Origin of the sequence: Saccharothrix obliqua (genome assembly GCF_019375475.1) — a bacterium.
In the GTDB taxonomy this organism is placed as follows: Bacteria; Actinomycetota; Actinomycetes; order Mycobacteriales; family Pseudonocardiaceae; genus Actinosynnema; species Actinosynnema obliqua.
On the sequence record NZ_JAHXGQ010000010.1, the window covers coordinates 234,361 to 255,419 of the forward strand.

The 21,059-nt window shown below is 74.4% G+C and carries 18 protein-coding genes; 6 read left to right on the top strand and 12 right to left on the bottom strand.

The annotated features are described in order from the left end of the window. Positions 1-8: 8 nt before the first annotated feature. From KZQ38_RS28295 to KZQ38_RS28310, 4 genes are all read right to left on the bottom strand, one after another. The gene (locus KZQ38_RS28295) at positions 9-302 is read right to left on the bottom strand and encodes a WhiB family transcriptional regulator (protein ID WP_219446114.1); all 294 of its coding nucleotides are present in this window, start codon (positions 300-302) and stop codon (positions 9-11) included. 190 nt (positions 303-492) lie between these two features. Further along, a complete protein-coding gene (locus tag KZQ38_RS28300; protein WP_219446116.1) occupies positions 493-2,268 on the bottom strand; it encodes a thiamine pyrophosphate-requiring protein in 1,776 nt (591 codons plus the stop codon). Positions 2,269-2,340: 72 nt separating this feature from the next. Beyond that, positions 2,341-2,997 (bottom strand): M50 family metallopeptidase, encoded by a 657-nt coding sequence (locus KZQ38_RS28305; protein WP_219446118.1) that lies wholly within the window; start codon positions 2,995-2,997, stop codon positions 2,341-2,343. Positions 2,998-3,063: 66 nt separating this feature from the next. Beyond that, positions 3,064-3,711, bottom strand: a complete 648-nt coding sequence (locus KZQ38_RS28310; RefSeq protein WP_219446119.1) for a DUF4383 domain-containing protein — start codon at positions 3,709-3,711, stop codon at positions 3,064-3,066. 1,274 nt (positions 3,712-4,985) lie between these two features. Here KZQ38_RS28310 and KZQ38_RS28320 point away from each other — a divergent pair. After that, positions 4,986-6,371, top strand: a complete 1,386-nt coding sequence (locus KZQ38_RS28320) for a serine hydrolase (protein ID WP_257902396.1) — start codon at positions 4,986-4,988, stop codon at positions 6,369-6,371. A gap of 70 nt (positions 6,372-6,441) precedes the next feature. Continuing rightward, positions 6,442-7,410 (top strand): zinc-binding dehydrogenase, encoded by a 969-nt coding sequence (locus KZQ38_RS28325; protein ID WP_219446121.1) that lies wholly within the window; start codon positions 6,442-6,444, stop codon positions 7,408-7,410. Between the two features lie 63 nt (positions 7,411-7,473). Here the strand turns inward: KZQ38_RS28325 and KZQ38_RS28330 are convergent, their stop codons facing one another. Continuing rightward, positions 7,474-8,046 carry a TetR/AcrR family transcriptional regulator gene (locus tag KZQ38_RS28330; protein ID WP_219446122.1) on the bottom strand — a complete coding sequence of 191 codons (573 nt, stop codon included), beginning with the start codon at positions 8,044-8,046 and terminating at the stop codon, positions 7,474-7,476. Positions 8,047-8,213: 167 nt separating this feature from the next. On the opposite strand from KZQ38_RS28330, the gene KZQ38_RS28335 reads away from it, so the two are divergent. Further along, positions 8,214-9,203: a PHP domain-containing protein gene (locus KZQ38_RS28335; protein WP_219446123.1), complete on the top strand. Its 990-nt coding sequence runs from the start codon at positions 8,214-8,216 to the stop codon at positions 9,201-9,203. Here KZQ38_RS28335 and KZQ38_RS28340 read toward each other — a convergent pair. Next, a complete protein-coding gene (locus tag KZQ38_RS28340; RefSeq protein ID WP_219446124.1) occupies positions 9,187-10,182 on the bottom strand; it encodes a radical SAM protein in 996 nt (331 codons plus the stop codon). The two genes, KZQ38_RS28335 and KZQ38_RS28340, sit on opposite strands and share 17 nt — an antisense overlap. Before the next feature lie 190 nt (positions 10,183-10,372). On the opposite strand from KZQ38_RS28340, the gene KZQ38_RS28345 reads away from it, so the two are divergent. The 3 genes from KZQ38_RS28345 (at position 10,373) to KZQ38_RS28355 (ending at position 12,425) form a co-directional block, all read left to right on the top strand. After that, positions 10,373-11,011, top strand: a complete 639-nt coding sequence (locus KZQ38_RS28345) for a sensor histidine kinase (RefSeq protein ID WP_219446125.1) — start codon at positions 10,373-10,375, stop codon at positions 11,009-11,011. Positions 11,012-11,018: 7 nt separating this feature from the next. Continuing rightward, entirely contained in the window at positions 11,019-11,696 is a 678-nt protein-coding gene (locus KZQ38_RS28350) for a response regulator (RefSeq protein WP_219446126.1), read from the top strand. Between the two features lie 105 nt (positions 11,697-11,801). Next, a complete protein-coding gene (locus tag KZQ38_RS28355) occupies positions 11,802-12,425 on the top strand; it encodes a helix-turn-helix transcriptional regulator (RefSeq protein WP_219446128.1) in 624 nt (207 codons plus the stop codon). A 3-nt stretch (positions 12,426-12,428) separates the two neighbouring features. On the opposite strand, the gene KZQ38_RS28360 is transcribed toward KZQ38_RS28355, so the two are convergent. The 6 genes from KZQ38_RS28360 to KZQ38_RS28385 form a co-directional block, all read right to left on the bottom strand. Then, the gene (locus KZQ38_RS28360; RefSeq protein WP_308258634.1) at positions 12,429-13,808 is read right to left on the bottom strand and encodes a COG1470 family protein; all 1,380 of its coding nucleotides are present in this window, start codon (positions 13,806-13,808) and stop codon (positions 12,429-12,431) included. 11 nt (positions 13,809-13,819) lie between these two features. Next, on the bottom strand, positions 13,820-16,981 hold the full coding sequence (locus KZQ38_RS28365; protein ID WP_308258641.1) for a hypothetical protein: 3,162 nt from the start codon (positions 16,979-16,981) through the stop codon (positions 13,820-13,822). A 19-nt stretch (positions 16,982-17,000) separates the two neighbouring features. Further along, the gene (locus tag KZQ38_RS28370; RefSeq protein WP_219446130.1) at positions 17,001-17,840 is read right to left on the bottom strand and encodes an NADase-type glycan-binding domain-containing protein; all 840 of its coding nucleotides are present in this window, start codon (positions 17,838-17,840) and stop codon (positions 17,001-17,003) included. A gap of 332 nt (positions 17,841-18,172) precedes the next feature. Continuing rightward, positions 18,173-18,712 (bottom strand): phage tail protein, encoded by a 540-nt coding sequence (locus KZQ38_RS28375; protein ID WP_219446131.1) that lies wholly within the window; start codon positions 18,710-18,712, stop codon positions 18,173-18,175. Then, on the bottom strand, positions 18,709-20,649 hold the full coding sequence (locus tag KZQ38_RS28380; RefSeq protein WP_219446266.1) for a putative baseplate assembly protein: 1,941 nt from the start codon (positions 20,647-20,649) through the stop codon (positions 18,709-18,711). The genes KZQ38_RS28375 and KZQ38_RS28380 overlap by 4 nt, the downstream gene beginning before the upstream one ends. Then, complete coding sequence (locus tag KZQ38_RS28385) at positions 20,649-21,059, bottom strand: GPW/gp25 family protein (RefSeq protein ID WP_219446132.1); 411 nt, start codon at positions 21,057-21,059, stop codon at positions 20,649-20,651. Before KZQ38_RS28385 ends, KZQ38_RS28380 begins: the two co-directional genes overlap by 1 nt.

Here is a 21,059-nt window from a genome sequence, read left to right on the forward strand (position 1 = left end):
TCGCACGCTCAGGCGGCGGTGCTGCGGCGGGCGGCGGCGATCAGACGCCTGCGCTCGTCCTCACCCATGCCACCCCAGACGCCGTAGGGCTCCTGGACGGCGAGGGCGTGGCGGCGGCACTCCAGCAGGACCGGGCACCGGCCGCAGAGTTCCTTGGCCCGCTGCTCGCGGGCGGCGCGGGCGGAGCCGCGCTCGTTGTCGGGGTGGAAGAAGACCGCACTGTCCCGGCCGCGGCACAGTCCGTCCTTCTGCCAGTCCCACACGTCGGTGACGGGCTTTGGCAGGCGCGCGGTGCTGGTCATGTCGGGAGAACCCCCTGCTCGTGTCCGATGGGATGCGATCAAGGCGTACCCCGGCCGCCCGGGGCCACAAACGTCCCGCCCCCATCGGGTTACCCCCGTCACCGCCCGTTCGGCGACCCGCCTTCCCGTGGCCCGTGGGCGATCCCGGGTGTTCGGCGGTTTCGTCCGGGTCGGACGGTCCGGCACGCGGTCAGCGCAGGAACTCCTTGGCCTTGGTGCGCACGCCGCGCGCCACCACGGCCCACGCGTCCGGGTCGCCCTTGATCAACGCCTCGGCGGTCGACTTGGCCTGCTCGAACGTGGTGTGCGGCGGGATCGGCGGCACGTTCGGGTCGCACCGCACGTCCAGCACGGCGGGCCGGTCGGCGGACAGGGCGGTGTCCCAGGCCGCGCCCAGCGCGTCCGGCGAGGTCACGTCGACGCCGACCAGGCCGATGGCGCGGGCGAAATCGGCGTACCCCACGTCGGGCAGCGACTGCGACTCCTCGAACTTCGGCGCGCCGCCCATCGACCGCAGTTCCCAGGTGACCTGGTTGAGGTCGTTGTTGTGCAGCACGCACACGACGCACCGGCGGTCCGACCACTCGTGGTGGTAGCGGACCAGGGTGATCAGCTCCGCGAGGCCGTTCATCTGCATCGCGCCGTCGCCGACCAGCGCCACCACCGGCCGGTCGGGGTGGGCGAACTTCGCGCCGATCGCGTACGGCACGCCCGCGCCCATGCTGGCCAGGGTGCCCGAGAGCGAGCCCCGGTTGTCCTCGCCCAGGTCGACCAAACGGGCGTACCAGTTGGCGGCCGAACCGGAGTCCGCCGTGACGATGGCGTTCGCGGGCAACCGGTCGGACAGCTCCAAGGCCACCCGCATCGGGTTCACCGGGTCGGCGGGCACCCCCGCCTGGGCGCGCAACGTCTCCCGCCACTCCACGACGTTGTCCCGCACGGTGTCCCGCCAGCCGCGGTTCTCCTTGCGCCGCAACGACGGCAGCAGGGCGCGCAGCGTGGCCGCGGCGTCGCCGACGAGGTTCACCTCCGTCGGGTAACGCATACCGATGAACCCGCCGTCGGCGTCGACCTGCACCGCGCGTGCCGAGTCGAACTCGGGCAGGAACTGCGAGTACGGGAAGCTGGAGCCGACGATCAGCAGGGTGTCGCAGTCGCGCATCAGCTCGTAGCTGGGTCGGGTGCCGAGCAATCCGATGGCACCGGTGCCGTAGGGCAGGTCGTCGGGCAGGACGTCCTTGCCCAGCAACGCCTTCGCCACACCCGCGCCGAGCAGTTCGGCGACCTCGCGCACCTCGGCGGCGGCGCCGCGCGCGCCCTGGCCGATGAGGATCGCGGGCTTCTCCCCCGCGTTGAGCACGTCGGCGGCGCGGTCCAGTTCGGACCGCGGTGGCACCGACGAGCGCCACACGTGGCTCGGCGGGCTGGACGGCACGTGCTTGAACGCGTGCTCCGGTGGCGTGTAGTCCAGTTCCTGCACGTCGGCCGGGATGATCAGGGCCGTGGGCGCGCGCCGCGCCTCGGCGGTGCGGATGGCGCGGTCCAGGGCGTTCGGCAGCTGCTCGGGCACCGTGACGTCCACCAGGTACTCGGAGGCGACGTCCTTGAACAACGCGTGGAGGTCCACTTCCTGCTGGTACGAACCGCCGATCGCGGTGCGCGCGGTCTGGCCGACGATGGCGACCACGGGCACGTGGTCCAGCTTCGCGTCGTAGAGGCCGTTGAGCAGGTGGATGGCGCCCGGTCCCGACGTGGCGAGGCAGACCCCGACCCGACCGCTGAACTTCGCGTAGCCCACGGCCTGCATCGCGGACATCTCCTCGTGCCGCGACTGCACGAACTTCGGCCTGTTCCCGGCGCGGCCGAACGCGGCCACGAGACCGTTCACGCCGTCCCCGGGGTAGGCGAACACGTGCTCGACACCCCATTCCCGCAGGCGTTCCAACACGTGGTCGGCGACCAGCATGGCACCTCCTCAGGTTCGGTGTCCCATCCGCGCGGGGGTACCCGAGGGCCTGCGGGCCTAACGGCGGTACGCCTATCGGGGCAGCAGCAGACCGCCCCCGAGCAGGAGCGCGCCGATCGTGACGGCGGCGAACACCAGCACCCAGGCGAAGCCCGGGACGTGCGTGATGCGTGCGAGCTGGTCGGCGTCGGAGTTCGGCGCGCGGCCCCGCACGCGGCGGCTCTGGAGTTCGCCGACCGGGCGCACGCCGCCCAGGAGCAGGAACCACGCCACGAACAACGCGAACGCGGACTGCCACTCGGCGGTCGCGTACCACGACACGGCGAACACGATGCCGCCGGTCACCAGCACCGACAGCACGCCGAACAGGTTGCGGATCATCAGCAGCAGCAGGGCGAGCAGGCCGACCGTCGCCCACAGCAGCGGTCGCACGTGGCCCGCCGTCACCAGTGCCGCCGCGCCCAGGCCCAGGAGTGACGGCGTGATGTACCCGGCGAGGTACATGAGCACGACGGCGATGCCCGTCGGCTTGCCCCGGGAGACGGTGACGCCGGAGGTGTCGGCGTTGAGCTTGACGCCCTCCAGCTTGCGGCCGGTGAGCAGCGCGACCAGGGCGTGCCCGCCCTCGTGCGCGATGGTGACGGTGTTGCGGGTGTACCGCCAGATGCCCGGGCTGGCCACCAGGACCAGGGCGAGCACGGCGGGTGCCCACTGCGCGAGTGTCGACATCACCCGTCAGCATGACAGACCGGCCCCGGCCCTCACGCTGGAGAGCCGGGGCCGGTCGGTGTTCGGTCAGCGGGAGTGCCGCGCCCGGTGCTGCTCGGTGACGGCCGGGTCGACGTGGTGGGCCGGGCGGGGCGAGACCGTGGGGTCGACGGCCTCGATCCGCTGGTCGTGCGGCCCGACCTCCTCCCGGTCGCGCTGGGCGGGCATCCGCGGGTCCCGGATGCTCTCGTCGCGCCCGGACACGGGCTCCGCGGCCGGCTCCTCGGTCACGATCCGCCGCCGCGCCGGCAGCACCGCGATCAGCAGGCCCACCGCGGCCAGGCCGAGGTGCAGCCAGTTGTCGTTGGTGTTGAGGGCCAGCGGGTTGCCGAGCCCGTTCACCGGGTTGCTGGAGACGACGCCGACCAGCATCAGGCCCCACACCAGCACCAGGCCGTAGGCGATGAACACGATCCAGCCGTAGGTCCGGGCGAGGGCCGAGTTGGTCGCCATCAGCAGGCCGAGCACGCCGAACGCCAGGTGGATCACGTTGTGCAGGGGGTTGATGGAGAAGCCGAGCAACGTCGAGTGGTGCTCGCCCGCGAAATCACCGAACCCCGTCCGCACGAAGCCGGCGATGCCGACGACGAGGAAGGCCACGCCGAGCAGTCCGGCCAGCACTTGGGCGGGCTGTAGCCCGGCGACCTTGACGCGACCGATGGTCGAGTGGGTCATCACGCCCTCCCATGAGGACACGAGAGCCCGCCTACCGGGCTCCGCATGGCCTTCGGCTACCCGACCCCCGGAAGGGGCAAACCAGCCGGGGACCGTGCCCGGGTGGGGTGCTGGATGGCTGGGTTTGGTGGGGGTGGGGCGTTGTTCGAGGGAGTGGGCGGGGTGGGCGCGGGCGGCAGCGGGGCACAGCGCGAGAAGGCCGCAACGGGCGCGACGGCGACGGGGGCGGCAACGCGGGCGACGGGGGCGGGGGGCGACGGCGACGGGGGCGGGGGCGGGGGCGACGGCGACGGGACGGGGGCGGCAACGGGCACAGCGCGAAAGGGCCGCAACAGGAGCGGGAATCACCGCTGACCGGAAGGGGCGGAAGGTCGAGACCGCCGGGGCCTGGCGGTGGGCGCGGGAGCGGCAACCACCGCCGGCCGGTGGTGGGGACGGGAGCGGCGAGGGCGGGTCGGGCGGCGGGGAGCGGCAAGGCCGGGTGGCGGGGCGCGGGGTCTGGAGCGGGCGGTGGGGTGGCGGGGCCGAGGGCGATCGGCGGAGTTGGCGCGGGTGGGGGTCTGTGGCGGGGTGGGTCTGTGGCGGGGTGGGTCTGTGGCGGGGTGGGGTTTGTGAGAGTCGGCAGGGCGGGTGAGGGGTGGGAACGGGCGCACGGGCCCGTTCCCGGTCGGACAGGAGTCACCACCCCGCCGTGCCGGGGTTCGTCCCGGCCAACCCCATGAAGGCCGGGGCGTCGCGGCGCACGGAAAGCGCGGGTCACCGCGACAATTGGCGCGACAGGATTTCGCGTAACACGCGGGGCGCGCCCGGGTCGCGGGCGCCGCACCTCTACCTGTGCGCGGGTCCGAACGCGGGAGGTCGGGTGGCCGCCCGGGTCCGCGCGTACTCGTCGCCCACAGCTCGCCCCCTTCCCGTCGTCACCACGAAATCATCCCGCCCCCAACCCCACCCGTCAAAGCAATTACCGCCCCGGCACTCGCCAGACCAGCGAGTACCGCCGCAGCACGTGCCGCCGCATCGGCGGAGCGGGGACCGGTGAGTGCGGACGCGGCACCACGTTGGCATGGACGCCAGGCTCACCGCCCAGTCCCACGGCGACTTCGCCAACCCCGGCACTCCGCCCGGCGCGACCAAGTCCCCCATCCGTGAATCCGCCTTCACGGGCGTCACCCCGGGCTCGGAACCCACGTCCAGCGGCCACGTCCACCAGTTGCGACACGTGACTTGGAATGCGGCGCTACCGTATCCACGAAGCACTTCACATGGGGGCAACAATGCTGAAACGCTGTTTCACGGCGCTGTCGGCCGCGGTCCTGCTGGCGTCGGGCACGATCCCGGCGGCAGCCGCACCGGACGCCGGCAGCCACCGGCTCGCCGAGGCGCTGCGCCGGGCGATCGACGCGCAGGACTTCCGGGACGTCATCGACCTCACCCCGCCCGACCTGGCACTGGCCGCCCGCCGCGGCGCGCCGGAGAAGTACGACGACGCCGGACCGGCGCCGCTCGTCGCGGCGACCCCGCGACCGCTGCACCAGACGCCGAACATGGACGCGGCGATCATCGAACTCGACGCCGCCGGCCGGCCGCGGGCCATGGCCGACGTGCTGCTCAGCCCGCAGTACCCGAACGGCGTCGTGGTGCCGCTGAACAACCGCGCGAACCTGTCCACCGACCAGATCCGCTACCGCTGGTGGGACGACGACGAGTGGGACCGCAACGGCGGTCGCGGCACGCGGGACGTCCTGGCCGGCCGGGAGAACGCGCCGATCGACTTCTCGTCGCCGTACCCGGCGTCGGTGCTCAAGCTGATGGTGGGCTTCGGCGTGCTGCGCCTGGCCGACCGCGGTCGCGTGGACCTCGACGCCGAATACTCCTACGAGCCGGTCACGCAGAACCCGGTGTGCGGCGGCCCGTCGAAGAAGACCGTCCGGCAGCACTTCGACGAGATGATCACCAAGTCGCAGAACGAGTCGACGTGCGCGTTGATCAAGCTGGTCCACGACCTCAACGCGTGGGACGAGACCAACCAGGCGTTCGTGGACCTCGGCATGCCGACGCTGATGGTCACCGGCACCAACCCGGGCAACGGCGGCCGGTGGATCGGCTCCAACATGAGCAGCATCGACACCGCGAAGCTGCTGCTCCTGGTGAACGGCGGGTTCGGCGCGCTCTGGACGACCGACGCGGGCAAGCGCGTCACCCGTGACGAGCTGTCGCCGTCGGCGCGGCAGGTGTTCCTCAAGGCGCTCAACGAGCAGGGCCACAACGAGATGCTGTCCACCACCAACTGGTGCGGGCGCGACTACCCCGGTCCGGGCCTGCCGCAGCGCATCACGGACCGGTGGACGAAGGCCGACGGCACGGTGACCGCGGGCAGCGCGGTGTACGACCGCGACGTGCGCCCGTGCAACGCCGACGCCACCGTGACGTTCGCGCACAAGACCGGCTGGGTAGACACCACGGGCAGCGACGCGGGCATCGTCAAGCCGGTGCGCGGCAAGAGCGGTCGCAGCTACATCGTCGTGGTGTTCTGCAACCTGGGCACGGACTACGTGGACCACAACCGGCCGGCCGACCCGCCGGGGGTGTTCCCCGTGCTCTACACGCAGAAGTACGCGAAGCTCGGCCAGGCGATCGACCGGATCATGAACCGGCTCTGACGCGCGGTTGACCTCCAGTTAGGTCGAGTTCCTAGGTTGGGGCGGCAACCGAGGAACTGGGGGAAACGCGATGCGCGCCATTCGACAGCACGAGTTCGGCCCGGCCGAGAACCTGCTCGTGGAGGAGGTGCCGGACCCGGAACCGGGCACCGGTCAGGTGCTGGTGGAGGTCGCGGCGGCGGGGGTGCACCTGCTGGACACGACGCTCCGCAAGGGCGAGCGGGGCGGTCCGTTCCCGCCGCCGGACCTGCCGATGACGCCGGGCCGCGAGGTCGCGGGCGTGGTCCGGCGGCTCGGGCCGGACGTCGACGGCGCGTGGCTGGGCAAGCGGGTCGTCGCGCACCTGGGCGCGGCGCACGGCGGGTACGCCGAACTGGCCGCCGTGCCCGCGACCTCGCTGCACGCCCTGCCCGACCACGTGTCCGCCGAGGCCGCCGTGGCGATGATCGGCACCGGGCGCACCGCGTTCGGCGTGCTGCGGATCGCTCAGCTCACGCCGGAGGACGTGGTGCTGGTGCCCGCCGCGGCGGGTGGGCTGGGCGCGTTGTTCGTGCAGGAGGCGAAGGCCGTCGGCGCCCGCGTCGTGGCCGCCGCGAGCACGGCCAAGCTGGACCTGCTGCACGACCTCGGCGCGGACGTGGTGGTCGACTACACCCGCGACGGGTGGGCCGACGAGGTCCGCGCCGAGGTCGGCGAGGTGTCGGTGGTGCTGGACGGCGTCGGCGGCGCGGTCGGCAGGCAGGCGCTCGAACTGCTCGGCGTGGCCGGGCGGATCGTCATGTTCGGCTGGTCGGCGGGCGAGCCGACGCGCATCGAGACCATGGACCTGTACCGCAACGGGCTGACCGCGACCGTCGCGCTGGGTCCGCGCCTCCTCAAGACGATGAGCCTGCGTGAGCTGGAGACGCTGGCGCTGGACGCGCTCGCCACCGGTCGGCTCACGCCACGCGTCACGGCGTTCCCGCTAGCGGACGCCGCCAAGGCGCACATCGCGCTGGAAACCCGCGCCACCACGGGCAAGGTGGTGCTCACGCCGTGACCGAGCAGTCCTAAGTGGTCGGTCGCCGTCCGACAGGGTCGGCGACCGACGTGGAATAACCCGCTAACCGCCGTACACGGCGCGCAGCCACACGTACGTCAACGTGTCCACCAGCTCCCGGTCCTTCTTCGCCGACCGGCGCACCACGGAGCGACCCAGGAACGCCTGCTCGTTCATGGCCACCAGGACCGCCGCGAGGGACCGCGCGTCCGGCCCGTCGACCGCCGCGCCCGCCGCCCGCTCCAGCGTGATCTGCTCGGCAGTGGCGTCCACGAACCGCCGTGCCACGCCCGCCCAGAAATCACGCATCAGCGGGTCGGTGTCGCGGGCGCGCACCGAAGCGCGCAGCACCGGGCCGTGCGCGCGCCACAACGCCAGCGTCGCGCCCAGCGCCCGCCGGACGGCGGCCTCCGGCGGTTCGCTGCCGCGCCGCAGCCAGGACGACGCCGATTCGTACAGGGCGTCCAGCACCTGCGCGGACAGCGCGTGCAGCACGGCCTCGCGGGACGAGAAGTGGAAGTAGAACGTGGACCGCGAGATGCCCGCGCCGGCGGCCAACTCGTCCACCGCGATGTCCTCCAGCGAACGGGTCTGCAACAGCCGTTCGGCGGTGTCCAGGATGGCTTGCGAGGTCACGTCGCCTTTGCTGGGCCGACGTCGGGAACCTAGGGACCCGGCCGGTGACCGTGGGGGCATGGCGCACATGCTGGCCGCACCTCCCCGGCGACCGCAAGCCTTCCCGGCGAACCGGTGCGGCCGGGTCCGGAGTGGACCGGCGCCGCCGGCCGGGGTACACAGGGGTGGTGGACCCCCTCTGGGCGCTGCGGCAGGTCGCGTTCCAGCTCGAACGGGCGGGCGAGCCGACGTACCGGGTGCGTGCCTTCCGCCGGGCCGCCGACGTGGTGGCCGCGTTGTCGCCGGACGAGCTGGCGCAACGCGTCGAGCGCGGCACGCTGACCGAGCTGAACGGCATCGGGCGGGCGACGGCGGGCGTGGTCGCGGACGCCGTGCACGGCCGGGAACCCGCCTACCTGGCGAAGATCCGGCCCCCGGTGGTCGGCGGCCAGGCCATGCGCGCGCGGCTGAAAGGCGACTGCCACACGCATTCCGACTGGTCCGACGGCGGCAGCCCGATCCGGGAGATGGCGGAGGCGGCCCGCGACCTCGGGCACGAGTGGGTGGCGCTGACCGACCACTCGCCGCGGCTCACCGTCGCCAACGGCCTGTCCGCCGAGCGGTTGCGCCGCCAGCTGGAGGTGGTGGCCGAGCTGAACACCGAGCTGGCGCCCTTCCTGGTGCTGACCGGGATCGAGGTGGACATCCTCGCGGACGGCTCGCTGGACCAGGACCCGGAGCTGCTGGGGCGGCTCGACGTCGTGGTGGCGAGCGCGCACTCGAAGCTGCGGATGCCGTCCCGGGAGATGACCGCGCGGCTGTCGGCCGCCGCGGCGAACCCGCACGTGGACGTGCTGGGGCACTGCACCGGTCGGCTGGTGACCGGGAGGGGCAGGCCGGAGTCCGAGTTCGACGCCGAGGCCGTGTTCACCGCGTGCCGGGACCACGGCACCGCCGTGGAGATCAACTCGCGGCCCGACCGGCTCGACCCGCCACGCCGGCTGCTGCGGCTGGCGGTGGAGCTGGGGTGCGAGTTCGCGATCGACAGCGACGCGCACGCGCCCGGCCAGCTCGACTGGCTGTCCTACGGCTGCGAACGGGCCGAGGAGTGCGGCGTGCCGCCGGAGCGCGTGGTCAACGCGCGTGGCGCGGCGGAACTGCTCAACGGCCGGCGGTAGCCGATCGCGAGGCGCGCACCAGGTGCCCGTACCACGGGATCAGCGGTCCGGTGCGACCGTCCACGAGGCGTTGCCACGTGCCCCGGCACAGCTCCAGGAACGGCGTGGGGTCCCAGCCGCGGGCGAGGTCGGCCAGCGGGCGGTCGTGCACGTTGCCCAGGCCGTAGCGGCGGTCGAAGCCGTAGGACACGGGCACCGCCGCGCCGTTCGCCTCGATCACCAGGGGTGTCAGCCACCGGCCCAGCGGCACGCGGTCGGGCACCGGCGCGGCCATGAACGCCTCCGGCCGGCGGGCGAGCGTGGTGCGCGGCACGGCGTCGAGCTGCACCGCCATGCCGTGCTCCTCGGCGATGCGACCCAGCTCGACGGCGGCGTAGGCGAGTTCCACCGCGTCCGGCCGCTCCCCCGCCATCAGCCGGTTCGCCGCGCCCTCCGGTTCCAGCGGGTGGACCTGGAGCAGCAGCGCGCCGGACCGGGACGCGGCCAGCGCCACGTCACCGAGCTGGGTGGCGTTGCCCTGGGTGAGGGTGGTGACGACGCCGACCGGGATGCCCGCCTCGGTGAGCCGCCGGATGCCCGTGAGGGCCTTGTCGAAGCAGCCCGGCTGGTCCCGGATGCGGTCGTGGGTGGGCTGGTCGCCGTCCAGCGACACGGCCACCAGGTCGACCAGCCCCCGCACCAGCCCGATGCGGCGCTGGGTCAGCGCCACCGCGTTGGTGGTGACGGTGGTGCGCATCCCGGCCTCGCGCGCGGACCGCAGGAGTGCGGGCAGCTCCGGGTAGAGGAACGGCTCGCCGCCGGACACGCTCATCACGTCGTAGCCGAGCGCGGCGGCGTCGCGGACGGCGGGCGCGAGCACGCCGATCGGCACGGATTCGGCGACGTCCGGCCCGGAGCTGGAGTAGCAGTGCCGGCAGCGCAGGTTGCACACCCGGGTCGGGTGCACCTGAATGACCGCCCGGCCGCCCGTTTGCCCCATGACCACCCTCCCGTGGGACCGATACCGGTATGGAGGACGCAGTCGCGGCGGTGATACGTCGATCCGGTCGGCCGCCGAATTCCCCCTGAAGTGGGAACTCGACCGCGGTGTGAAACGACAGCCGGCGGTCGCGCGACTTCCTTGGTGAGGCGGCAGGGCCTCGGGGCCACCCGCCTGACCGGGAGGGGACGTGCGCCGCGAGTTCGCAGTGTCCACCGATGCGGCCGACGAGGTGCGGCGGCGGGTCCTGCGCGACCTGCACGACGGCCTCGGACCCTCCCTCGCCGCGATCGCCCTCGGCCTGCGTGCCGCGCGGCACCTGCTGGCACGCGACCAGGCGGCGGCCGGGCTGCTGCTCGCGCGCCTCGAGGAAGAGGTGCGTGGCGCGGTCGGCGAGGTGCGGCGGCTGGCCGCGGGCGCGTGCCCGGCGGAACTGGCCCGGCTCGGCCTCGCGGGCGCGATCCGGGCGCACGTCGCGACGTTGGTCGACCGGCACCCGGTGCGGGTGCGGGTGGACGTCGACGGTGTCCCGCCGGGACTGCCGCTCGCCGTGCAGGTCGCGGCTTACCGGATCGTGTGCGAGGCGCTGACCAACGTGGTCCGGCACGCGGGCGCGCGGACCTGCGCGGTGCGGCTGTGGTGCGCGGACGACCTGCACGTGGAGGTCGTGGACGACGGCTGCGGCGCGGGCCGCGGGGACGGGGGCGGGGTGGGGCTGAACTCCATGCGGGACCGCGCGCACGAGGTCGGTGGCACGTGGGCCATCGAGGAGGCCGCCGCGGGCGGCACCAGGGTCGCCGCGGAGCTGCCCGTCGCGGGCGGGGTGTGAGCGGGTCGTGCCGCCCGCGCTCCGGGCCCTGGTCGTGGACGACCACCCGCTGTTCCGCTACGGCCTGGCGACGGCGCTGGCCACCGCGCACGACCTGGAGCTGGTCGGCGAGGCGTCCGGCGGCGGGATGGCGGTCGAGCTGGCCGCCGCGCTGCGGCCCGACGTGGTCGTGATGGACCTCAACATGCCCGACCTGAGCGGGGTGGAGGCGACCCGGCGGATCGTGGCGCGCGACCCGGCCGTGCGGGTGCTCGTGCTGACCATGTTCGACGACGACGACTCGGTTTTCGCGGCGATGCGCGCGGGTGCGCTGGGCTACCTGCTCAAGGCGGCCCGGCCGCAGCAGATCGTGCGCGCGGTGCGCGCGGTCGCCGAGGGCGAGGCGATCTTCAGCCCCGGCATCGCGGTGCGCCTGCTCGCCTACTTCGGCGCGGCGCCCCGGCATGCGCGGGACGCGTTCCCGGAGCTGACGGCGCGGGAGCGGGAGGTGCTGCGGCTGATGGCGGACGGCCGGGGCAACGCGGCCATCGCCCGCGTCCTGGTGCTCAGCCCCAAGACGGTGCGCAACCACGTGTCCAACATCCTGCGCAAGCTGCACGTGGCCGACCGGGCGCAGGCCGTGTCCCGGGCGAAGCGGGCCGGTTTGGGCGACGAGCCGGGACACATCGGGACACCGGGGCCGTAGTGCCGGCCGCGTCCTCTGGGGACGATGGTCGCCCCGGGGGATCGGGCGCGAGGGGATCGGGCGCGAGGGGCGGGACGCAGGGGGCACGAGCACTGGGGAGACGACATGAACGGTGAGCGGATCGCGGTGGCGCTGCACGCGGCGGACTCGATCACCCGGGCCGGGGTGACCGCGGCCCTGCGGTCCCGGCCGGAGATCCGGTTGGTCGAACCGGACGAACCGGCGCCGGTGGCGCTGGTCGTGCTGGACCGGTTGGACGGGCCCGCGCAGCGGCTGCTGCGCAGGCTCCAGGCGCCGGGCAGCCCCGGTGTGGTGCTGGTGGCGGGCGACATCGCGGAACCGGAGCTGCTGAACGTCGTGAGCAGCGGCGTCTCCGCACTGGTCCGCCGGTCGGAGGCGACCCCGGACGCCCTGGTGCGCCTGGTGAAGGCGACCGCGGCGGGTCAGGGCGCGCTGCCGCCGGACCTGCTCGGGCGGCTGCTGGACCGGGTGTCCCGGTTGCAGCGCGACGTGCTGCACCCGAACGGCTGGACGATGGCGGGCATGTCCGACCGGGAGACCGAGGTGCTGCGGCTGATCGCGGACGGCTTCGAGACCCGCGAGATCGCGGAGAAGCTGTGCTACTCGCAACGCACGGTGAAGAGCATCCTGCACGACATCACCAACCGGTTCCAGCTCCGCAACCGCGCGCACGCCGTGGCGTTCGCGTTGCGGGAGGGGCTGATCTGACGGTCATTCCACCCGTCCGGAGAAGGACGCGGCGGGGGTGCAGTTGCCCTTCTCCGGCGGGTTCTGGCAGCTCACCGAGAACACGACCCGCTCGCCCGGCTTGAACCGCAGCGGCTGCACGAAGTGGCGGTCCAGGTCGCGGTAGTTGCCCAGGCCGACCTCCAGGATCGTGGCGCGGGTGCCGCCGCTGTCACGCATGATCCGCACGGTGCCGGTGTCGCCCCGCGGGTTTTGCAGCACGATGTCGCTGACGTGCAACGTCTTCTTGTCGTCGGGCGGGGTGAACACGAAGTCCGCGAACAGGTTCTGGTTGGTCACCACGGCCGCGTCGGCGGCGACGCGGAAGTCGGTCGGCTCGCCCGGCGCGGCGGACTGCCGGGGCGCGGTGGGCGGCGATCCGGGCGGCGCGCCGGGATCGAGGCCGACGGCCTCCATCGCCGCCGCCGAGTTGCCCTTGGCCTGCGCGGAATCCGCTTTCGCCGCGCCCGCGGCGTCCTCGGCGCGCTGTGCCGCCGCCTTCACCTCGCCCGCCTGCTGCGTGGCGGCGTCGCGTGCGGCGGACTTCACGGCGGGCTGCAACACGGTGAGCCACAACGCGGCCAGCAGCGCGGCCAGCGCCGCCAGCGCGATCAGGGCGGGCAGCAGCCACCGGGGCAGGAGCTGGCGCTGCACCAGCACGCCGTCCGCGGCCAGCGGGTCGCCGCTGCTCGGCAGCACCTCCACCCGGAACGGCCGCGTCCTGGGCTGCCCGCGCAGGAACGTGTCGCGGGGTTTCACCACCAGCTTGACGAACGCGGCGGTGCCCGGCGCGAGCACCACCTCGCCGCGGTCGAGGCTGAAGTCCAGCTCGCCGTCCGGGTCGCCCGGCAGGAACCGCAACGCCACCGGGTGGTTGCCGACGTTGTCCGCGGCCAGCTCGAACCGGCCGCGCCGAGCCGCCTCCAGCCTGGTGGGCACCAGTTCCGCGCTCAGCTCGGTGTACTCGCCGACCTCGACCACGCCCTCCTCCACGACCGACCCGTACGGGTCCTCGCGGGACGTGACGCGGATCCCGAACGGCACCGGACCCGCCGGCACCTCCACCGCGCGGGGCGGCGCGAACCGCACCACCACCTCGGCGGTGGCCTGCGGCACCAGGTTCACCGAGGGCGGTTCCGCGACGGCCCACGCCGCCGCGCCGCCCACGACGTCCACGGTGAACTGGTCCACCAGCTCACCGGTGTTGCGCACGACGACCGTGCAGGTGGTCTCGCCGCCCGGCTCCACGGCCGGGCCGGTGGTGGACAGCGTCGCGGTAGCGCCCATGTCGAAGATCCTCCGGTGGACGGTCGGCGCGGGCACGAGGCGGAAGGGCGTGGCGCGGTGCGCCACCCGCTGCCCCATGGGGCAGTCCTTCAGCCGCGTGCCGCGAAGTCGGGTGGTTGCAGGGTTTTCGGCACGACGAGGAACGCGTTCGACCGCACCGCGGCGAAGGGCGGTCCGGTGACCGGTTCGGCGATCAGCTCGCGCGGACCGACCTGGTCGTTCTCGAACACGGGGAACTGGGCGTCGACGGTCCCGTCCGCGCGCACCGGCACCGTGTCCGGGGAGGTGGAGATGCCGACCGCCCAGACCAGCCGCACGGTTCCGCCGGGCGGGAAGCCGGAGCCGGTCACGCGCGGCACGAACCCGGTCGGCCCCACGAGCGGGTCGACGACGAGCCGGGGCTGCCGCACGGCGATCCGCGTCGAGGCGGTGTTGTCGGCCGCGTCGGTGTCCGGCCCGACGCCGACCGCGGAACCACCCACGTCGGCTTCCACGGCCGCCTTGGCGGGCAGGGAGATCCGCACCTCGGCTTCCTGGAGCGGTTGCAGGACACCGATGTCGCAGACGGTGCCGTCGGCCGCACAGCCCGGCGACACGGCGGTGGCCGGCAGCAGTCGCGGTGGCAGCGACGTGACGACCCGGACGGCCGTCATCGGGGTGCCCGCGCCGTTGCGGAGCTTGAAGACCACGGTGACGTCGTCACCGCCGACGTAGCTCTCCGCGGGCAGCGCGGTGACCGCCATCGACAGCGATCCGGGCCGGGGTGGCGGTTTCACCTCCTCCGCCACCTGGATCGGCACCTCCACCCGGTTGTCCGCCGGGTTCACGTCCACGCCCGCGTCGGCCCGCACGACCCGCGTGCCGGCGGCGGTCCCGGTCACGGTGAGCCGGATCTCCGCGGTGGCGCGGGCGGCGAACCGGCCGAGCACGCAGCGCGCCGTCGCGACGTCGCACGTGCCGACCGTCGTGGTGATGCGCTCCACCCGCAGCCCGTCGGGCACGGCCAGCGCCAGGACGGCCGCCGGGTCCGCCGCGAGACCGGTGTTCACGACGGTGAACCGCGCCGTCGTCACGCCCTGGAACGCGATCCGCGCCGGCACGGCCGAACCGGCGACCACGAGGTCCGGCAGCCGGCGGAACGCGGGACCACGCACCGGTTCGTCGCCGAACGACACCAGCGGCCGGGGCGTGCCGCCACCGGCCGCCACCGAGAACACCCGCCGAGTGGTGCCCACGGCCCGGTCGAACGCGATCAGCGCGCCATCCGGCGACCACGCCGGCGCCTCCGCGCGGTTGCCGCCGGGCACCAGCACGGTCGCGCCGGTGCCGTCCGCGTTCGCCGTGCACAGCGCCCCGTCGGGTGCGAACACCAGGCGGGTGCCGTCCGGCGACCAGTCGGGCGAGTCCGCGGATCCCGCGCACTCGGGCGGGAACCCCGGCGACAGGTCGGTCTGCACCACGGGCTCGCTCGTGCCGGCCAGCCAGATGCCCCGGTGCGGTGGCTCGTCCGGTCGGAACACCGCGACGGTCGAGGCCGCCCGCCCCGTCCGGCCGCGGTCCTCGGCGGTGCACGTGACGCTGGTGACGCCGACCGGGAACAACGCGCCGGGGCGCGCGTCGCAGGTCGGGGTGAGCGGCGTGCCGGTCGCCGACGTGGCGGAGGCGCTGAAGTCCACGGGCACCGGCACGCCACGCGGGCTGGGCACGGCGGCGCCGTGCACCACGACCGTCGGCGTGCCCGAGCCGGACTCGGTCACCCGGATGGTCTGCACGTGCGGGCGCGTGGGTTCCACCCCGTCGAACAGGAACCGGACCGCGCAGGTCGTCACGTCGCCCGGCACGCGTGGTCCCGGCCCGAGCCGGACCGCCTCCTGGAACGCCACCTCGGTGTCGCCCGCGACCGTGCGCGAGGGCGGGTCGAACGACACGGACGCGCCGCCCGAGCAGGACGCGGTGGGCGTGACGGTCACCGGCAGGTCCTTGATGCCGCGACCGATGGCGGCGGCGATCTCGGTCGGCGTCGCGCCCGCGGCGACCAGCGTGCCGCCGGTGTGGTTGACGACGTCCTCGGCCTGGCGGCGGGAGTTCAGCCCGTCACCGCGCCCCTTGATCGGCACCGCGACGACCTTGATGCCACGTGGTTCGTTCGACGGCGGGTACGTGCCGGTGAGGTCGTTCTTCACGTCCTGCGCGCTGTAGTAGGGCGGGACGCAGTGCTCCGGGTCCGGCGGCTTCGGGGTGGGCTCGGCCGGGTCGCACTTGTCGCCGTACTCCTTGCTGGTGGCGTCGCCCGCGAGCACCACGATCCGGCTCGCGCCGGGCGTGTCGAACACGACGTGCCGTCCCGCCAGCTCGTCGCGTGCGATCCGGTGCAGGCCGTTGAACCAGTCCTCGGCCGCGGTCCGGCCACCGCCCTCGGCGGTCAGCAGGTCGTTGTTCCGCAACACCGCCGCGAGCGCGGTGGCCGTGGTGAGGTTCTGCACGAGTTCGTAGCGCCGCGGGCCGTCCACGGTGTCCTTGTACGAGGCGACGCCGAACCGCGCGCCCGCGTCCCGCGACACGATCTCGTCCATGACCTTCGGGATCTCCGCCTTGAACGTGGCCAGCGCGGCGCTCATGGAACCCGTGGTGTCCAACAGGAACATGATCTCCGGTCGGCGCGGCACGGGTGGCGTGCGCAACGTCGCGGAGGTCGTGAACGAACCGCCCGGCGGGGTGGACGCGCCGACCGAGCGGGGGGCGACCAGCGGCACGTCCAGGCCGTCGCTGTCGCGGCTGAACGCGATGGTGCGGCCGTCCGGCGACCACGCGGGCGCGCCGTCCCGGCCGCGCAGGTGGTCGGGTCGCGGGACGGACGACAGCAGCACGCCGTCCGCGACGCGCACCACCTCGACGGTGTCGTCACGCCGGACGGCGAGCCGCGTGCCGTCCGGCGACCACGACGGCTCCGCCTCGCCGGTGCGGTCGCTGAGGTAGCGGGCGCCGCCGCCGTCCGCGTCGGCGACCCGCACCCGCGTCGGCCCCTCGCCGCCGGGGTCCTCGGTCCACGCGACCCGCGCACCGTCCGGCGAGTAGGCGATGTCCCGGTCGGCGGGTGGCCCGCCACGCGTGACGGCCACCGGGTCGCCGCCGCGGGCATCGGTGCTCCAGAGGTCGGCGGACCGGCTCACGCCCACCCGGTAGGGCGCCGTCGGCTCCGCCTGCGCCACCGCCGGGCGGTCCGCGAGCAGCAACCCGGCCACCAGGAGCACGACCGCCAACCGCCGCATCTCAGCCCGCCTCGAAGAACTCGATCTCGGAGATCGCCACGTCGTCGCCCTCCAGCGAGCCGTGCAGCGACCGGATTTCCAACCGCACCGACCGGGCGCCTTCGCCGTTCGCCAGCCGCACGGTCTGCTCGTCCGGCGTGTCGGCGAGGCGCAGGTCGAACACCTGGCCGGTGGAGTAGGCGAAGCGCACGTCGGCCGGGCGCTTCGCGGTCTGGAAGCGGTCGCCGACGCCGACCCGGAAGATCGCCCGGGTCAGGTCGGCGGGCGCGTCGAAGGTGAACTCCAGGCTCGGCAGCGGGTCGCCCGGCGCGGCCCAGTGGGTGTTGGTCGCGTTGTCGGCGACCAGCTCCGGGCCGTGACCCGGGGCGGCGGCGGAGGCCGTGACCCGGTTCGGCCGCACCGGGCGCGGGTCGGCGGTGAACCAGTCCCGGACGGTGCCGAACGCGGAGACCGCGTGGTCGTCGACGGCCGACCGGAAAGGGCCGTGCAGCCCGTACAGCCCGGCCGAGCCGAGCAGCAGGACCGCCAGCGCCCACCGGAGGAAGCGGCCGACGACGCGACCGGCGGACGTGCGGCGACGACGCCGGGTGCCCGCCTTGGCCGGCTCGCGCCGGGGCACGAACCGCCGCCACCACTTCTCCGGCACGACCCGCGCCTCCACCAGCTCGGCGCCACACCGCCCGCAGAACCTCCGGGTCGCCGCGTTGCCCTCACCGCACTGGCCGCAGATCAGGTCGCCGGGCCGCAACGCACGCCGCTCGGTCAGCCGAGGCGACCCACCGGGCGCCCGCGCCCCGTCACCGACCCGTGCCGCGCCGGGTTGCACGGCGCTGGGCTGCACGGCATCCGACCCGGGTTGGGGCGCGGTGCCGGGCGGTGCGGTGTGCGGCGTCGGTGGCCCCGGCGGCGGTCGGTCCGGCGGCGGGGGCGGAGTCCCGGTACCGACACCGGTAGGCGGGTGGCCCGCGGCCCCGCCCGGACCACCCGTCCCGGACCACGCGCCGCCCCCGGTCCGCGGTGTGCCCGGCGACCCGGGAGCCGGTGGCCGGCCGGGTGGCGACGTGCCCTGACCGGACGGCTGGGCCGGGTTCGGCTCCCACTCCAGGTACGTCCCGCACGCACCGCAGAACTCGACCCCCCGGGCGTTGCGCTCACCGCACTGCGCGCACACGATCACGGTCCCCCCACCTCCAGTTCCACCAGCACGTGCGCGGGCACGGCGGCGGCGATGGCGGCGGCCAGGCGGGGGCGGTCGACGGCGTCCGGGTCGGCCACGCGCACCCGCACGGTGACCCGCGCCGGGCCGTCGTCCGGCAGCGGCGCGCCGGGCTGGTCGGTCGACGTGCACCCGCCGCTGTCCGTCACCTCCACGCGGCCACCGGTCAGCAGGCCCACGTGCTCCGCCAGGCCCGGCCGCGTACCGCGCCCGCGGTGCAGCCGCACGGCCGTCGCGACCAGCAGCCGCCGGTGCGGCACCGACCAGCCCTCGCCGACGTCCAGCGCCACCCAGTGCGCCAGCCAGTCCAGGAAGTCCTCGGGGGCCACCCTCGGGTCCAGGTACCCCGCGAACCCGTCCAACGCGGTGAACACCGGCGCCAGCACCTCGTCCAGCGCGGCCAGGAAGCGCTGCGTGAAGTCGTCCTCCAGGTACACCGCGGGCAGCCGCTCCGCGAGCGGGTGCGGCGTCGGCAGGGTCGGTCCGCCGGTCCTCATCGCGTCACCCGCACCTGGTGCCCGTAGGAGAACGCCAGCCCGTTCGGCGGCAGGTCCAGGCGCGCGGCGGCGTTGCCGCGCTCCCCCGTCACCGGGTTCGCGCCGAACAGCTTGATCTCCTCGACCAGCTCGACGCCGGGCAGCCGTTGCAGCACGGCGAACACCTCGCCGGACTGCACGGGCCGCCCGAACGGCCACCCGTCGCCGTCGGGCCCGCCGCCGATCGGGTCGAAGTAGTCGTACAACGCCCGCACCGCCCGCGCCCGCAGCACGTCCTCCGGCGTGCCCGCCCGCGCCCGCAGCCGCGCGACGACCGTGACGCCCTGGTAGTACGGCGGTTCGACGGACACCCGCGCGCCGACGCAGCGGCGGTCGTCGAGGAACCGCTCGATCCGCTGCCGCACCTCCGGGCCGGGTTGCAGCGCGCCGAAATCGGCGCCCTCGCCCGCGGCCACGGCGGGCACCACCAGCACCCGCACCGCCGCCGAGCCGGGACCGGCGGGCACGCAGCGGACGCGGGCGATCTCCGGCGCGGCCTCCCGGGTGAGCAGCTCGTAGTCCTCGGCGGTGACCGCGCGGTCGCGGGTGCGCAGGACGAGGGGTCCGCGCAGCGACGCGTCACGCACCGTCTCCCCCGCCACGCCGCCGCTCGCCGGCAGGCGGTTGGTGACGGCGCTGACGAACGGCACCGGGTCGCGCTGCACCTGGAGCAGCCCGCGTGCCACGTTGCCACGCGTCCCGCCACCGGTGCGGTACTCCGGCACGCGGATCGCGGCCGACTTCGGCGGCACGGCGCCGTAGTTGCGGACGCCGCCGTCGGGTTGCCGGACCGCCGGCCCGAAGATCACCTCGCCGCCGACGCGGTCCAGCACCACGTGCCGGTCGCCGGGCCCGGACTCGGCGAACGTCCGCACCTCGGTCCACCGCTGGGCGCCGTCCGCCGCGGCGACCTCCACGACCAGCGCGCCGTCGTTGACCACCACCGGGGTGCGGGCGAGCGGGAACCGCTGCCCCGGAACGCCTTCCGAGACACCGACGACCTCGTCCCGCACGATGTCGGCGTGCGTGGCGTCGGTGGTGCCGCCGATGGTGGCGGCGGTGGCGGACACCAGTTTCGGCGACCGCTGGTAGAACGGGCGGCCCGGCGCGGGTTCCACGGCGCGGCAACGCAACCAGCCCGCGCGCTGCCGCGCGATGACGGAGACGGCGTGCGTGCGGGGGACGTGCACGACGACGTCTCCGGCCTGGTTGAAGCCACCGGTGGAATCGCGGTCGACCTCGCACGGGCTCCACCCGGTGCCGTGCCACGCCTCCCACTGCCACGGCGGGTCGCGCGGGTCGACGCCGCGGCCCTCGGCACGCGCGTCGACGCGGAGCAGCACGGCGCAGCCGGGCACGGCGTCGGACAGGCCGAACAACACGGCGTCGCCGGCGGCGGGCGGGTCGGCGAAGCACCCGGGCGCCTTGCCGTCGACCAGTTCGTCGGTCCGGTCGGCGGGTGGGACGTCCGGGTCGGCGGGCGCGGTGACCAGTTGCGCCAGCTCGCACGGCACGATGGTCAGCTCGCGGTCGACGGTGAACACCACCGGGTCCTCGACCTCGTTGCGCTCGGTGGCGACCTGCGCGCCGCCCGGCACCACCACGGGTGTCGCGCGGGGCGCGGCGAGCCAGAACGTGACCTGCGCGCGGGCCGCGGTCGGCGGGAACAGCTCGACCCCGATGAGGTCGAGGAACCTCAGGTAGTGCAGGTCGGGCACGCGGTTGAGCCGGTACAGCAGCTCGTCCACCATGTGCGCGAACGCCTCGATCAACGTCACACCCGGGTCGGACACGTTGTGGTCCGTCCACTCCGGACAGTGCTGCTGGACGCGGCGCTTGGCCTCGTCCACCAGGTCCTGGAACCGGCGGTCGTCCAGGTTCGGCGTGGGCAGCGACATCACGCGCCCTCCTCGTCGGCCTCGTGCGGCGGGATGACGTAGAAGGGGAACACCAGGTTGCGCGGGTCGTTCGTGCCGCGCAGCGCGTAGCGGATGTCGATGAGCAGCGTGCCCCGGTCGACCTCGTCGAACCCGACCGACACGTCGGTCAGCGCGATCCGCGGTTCCCAGCGCTCCAGCGCCAGCCGCACCTCGTAGGCGATGCGGCCCGCGGTGGCGGCGTCGGCGGGCGCGAACACCAGGTCGTGGATGGCGCACCCGAACTCGGGCCGCATCGGGCGCTCACCGGGCGCGGTCGCCAGCACGAGCCGGATGCTCTCCACGATCTCGCGCTCGCCCCCGACCAGCGCCACCGAGCCGGTGGCGTCGGTGTGGACGGGGAAGGCCAAGCCTCGTCCGATGAAGTCCAC